This window comes from Vibrio olivae (genome assembly GCF_042428525.1).
Classification (GTDB): domain Bacteria; phylum Pseudomonadota; class Gammaproteobacteria; order Enterobacterales; family Vibrionaceae; genus Vibrio; species Vibrio olivae.
On the sequence record NZ_JBHMEP010000035.1, the window covers coordinates 1 to 2,418 of the forward strand.

Consider the following 2,418-nt stretch of genomic DNA (forward strand, 5'->3'; position numbering starts at 1 on the left):
CCTTTGTAACTTTCGCCGTCATTACGCTTATGCGGTTTTCAAATCCGTAAGCGGGTTAAACGCCGGGACAACAATCGCCAAATCGTCCGACCAATTCGGCAAAAACGACCATTGTATTGCGTTGCTGTCCGGGGCTTCCAATCCGCCCAACGTCTTATCGCCGATAAACAACGAACGTATCGGTATCGGGTAAAATGTACCCTCCGTTGTGGCGTCCTTAATGGCTCCAATTGCGCCGTTTTCGTCGAAAAGGAAAATACCCAAATTGTCGCCCCAACTTTCGCATTGCATTTCCTTTAACGCTTTTATTACTTCCTGTGGGGCTTTGCGGATAACTCCGGTAAACGGGGTTGGTTCACGCCCTATAATTTCCTCAACGCCTCCCAACGTTTCGTTACCGCCTCCAAAGGTGCGGGCGGCTCCCGCCTCGGCGGTTGGGGCTTGGATATACGGGGAAACAACAATTTTGGTTCCGTTCGCCGCCGTCATTTTCGGCGTCCACGACGCAAGCAATGTTATTGCCGCTTCACTCGTAAAACTGTTTTTCGCTCCATTGTCATTGGTTAGACGCTGAAACGCTACTTTTTGAATTTGCCCGAAACTTTCGGCGCAAACAATGGCGGGTACATCGGGCAAAGCCGCCGCCGCTGGACATTTACAAATTGGCATAATCTTAATTTTTTAACGTTAAAAACTTATGTTACTATCTCCGGGGGTTTACCCTTTACCCCCTTTGTTTCGGCTACAAAGTTATAAACTTTTTCAGTTATAAACTTGCATATCCCAAAAATATTGCTAATTGCGACGCTTTACGCCTCGGTTGGCGTGTGCGTATGGCTGTATATTACCGTCGGCAATTTCCTTTTCGTATATCCCGGTCAATCCGTCCTCCGGGTCGTCGTGCGTGTTCGCATCGAACTTGCGCAAAAATCCGGTTACATGGTCGTACACGGCTTTGTATCTCGTTTCCCAACCGAACGGCATAATAATACATTGGTTTACCATTGCCGACGCTGTTATTATCCGGCTTTCTTTATTGCCGCCTTGATAAAACGGGTCTGTCATTGCCCGCACTTTCTTTTTAATAACCTTTTCGTAACCCGCACCGCCGTTGTTACTCTCAACCCATACTTTTTGCGTCCCGTTCCGGTTAATCATCGCCGGGACGGTTACGGTTGTAACGTCCGTGTTTTCGTCCGTCATTTCCATATCGGTAATAAGCGCATACAATATCGGCTCCATACGCTTTGTTTGTTCGTTGAAAAACAGATTGGGCGATTTGTACACGTCATACGTTGCGGCAAACAAAAGGTCGTCGCCCTCATCGGCAACGTCAATGTATGCACCGGAACGAATATACGTGCCGTAATCGGATTTTTCAACCCACGTTTTGAAAGGCTGATACAATCGACCCTCGGCACTTCCGGGGTTGCCTTGATACAAACATTGGAATTGTACGGGGTCTAATGCCTTTTGCCCCTCCAATTTTAGTTTACTGTGTCGCCCCTCCCATAAAGCCGCCCCCGGTTCCCGTGGGTCTATCTCGGTCGGTTCCCCTGTTTTGATTGCCTCAAAGTTTATGCGCACCCACGCCCCCGGCGTTACGTTCTCTAAATCCGCCCAACACTTAACATCAATAATCGTTTCGCCGCTCTTTTCAATGCGCCCTATCAAATCGTCGTCGTGCCAACGGGTAAATACAATCAATTCTTGACTATCGTTATGTAAACGGGTGCGCACAACGGTCGTGTACCATTTCCACGCCGCCGCCCGTACTATCGGGCTGTTACCCTCGGCGTAATCCTTATACACGTCGTCCAATATCGAAACGTCCACGGTTTTAGACGTCAGCGAACCGCCACGACCGACGACACGCAACGACCCCTTACGCCCGACCATTTCGATAACATCGGAATTGCGCAAATAGGTATTCGCCATTGTTACGACGTTCGACCCATTTAGGTATGTGCCGGGGAATAATTCACGATACCGGGGCGTGTCGATTATTCGTTGAACGTCCCGGTTAAAATCCCGTGCGATTGTCGCCGCATACGAACCGATACATATTTTGCGGTCGGGGTCTAACCCCAACATAAATGCGGGTAATTTGCGGCTTGACCCCTCCGATTTGCCATGTTGCGGCGGCTGTTGCACAATCATCTTTCGTATTTTGCCATGCGCAAACATATCCAACAGGGTATAATATACAACGTGAAACGGTTCCAATACAAAATCCGGTTGCATATACCGGGCAAAGTTGATAAGACGTTTACGGGCGGCGGCTCGCACCAATTCGCCGGGGTCTGCCTTGATTGCCTCGTACATCTTCAATAATTCCTCGTTGCTCATGGTCGTACAATTTTATCGGGTTTAACTATCAATTCGCCGGGCTTTTTCGTTATCCAATTCAAACACGCC

At 48.8% G+C, this 2,418-nt stretch carries 2 protein-coding genes; both read right to left on the minus strand.

Annotated elements, in window-relative coordinates; all coding sequences use genetic code 11:
* Positions 1-27: 27 nt before the first annotated feature.
* Positions 28-669: a hypothetical protein gene (locus ACFFUV_RS23270; protein ID WP_390198265.1), complete on the minus strand. Its 642-nt coding sequence runs from the start codon at positions 667-669 to the stop codon at positions 28-30.
* A 126-nt stretch (positions 670-795) separates the two neighbouring features.
* Positions 796-2,349 carry a hypothetical protein gene (locus ACFFUV_RS23275; protein ID WP_390198267.1) on the minus strand — a complete coding sequence of 518 codons (1,554 nt, stop codon included), beginning with the start codon at positions 2,347-2,349 and terminating at the stop codon, positions 796-798.
* Positions 2,350-2,418: the final 69 nt, after the last annotated feature.

What these genes read in the sequence shown, in the direction of transcription:
- ACFFUV_RS23270 (WP_390198265.1), bottom strand. Translation starts at nt 669, where the DNA reads ATGCCAATTTGTAAATGTCCAGCGGCGGCGGCTTTGCCCGATGTACCC.
- ACFFUV_RS23275 (WP_390198267.1), bottom strand. Translation starts at nt 2,349, where the DNA reads ATGAGCAACGAGGAATTATTGAAGATGTACGAGGCAATCAAGGCAGAC.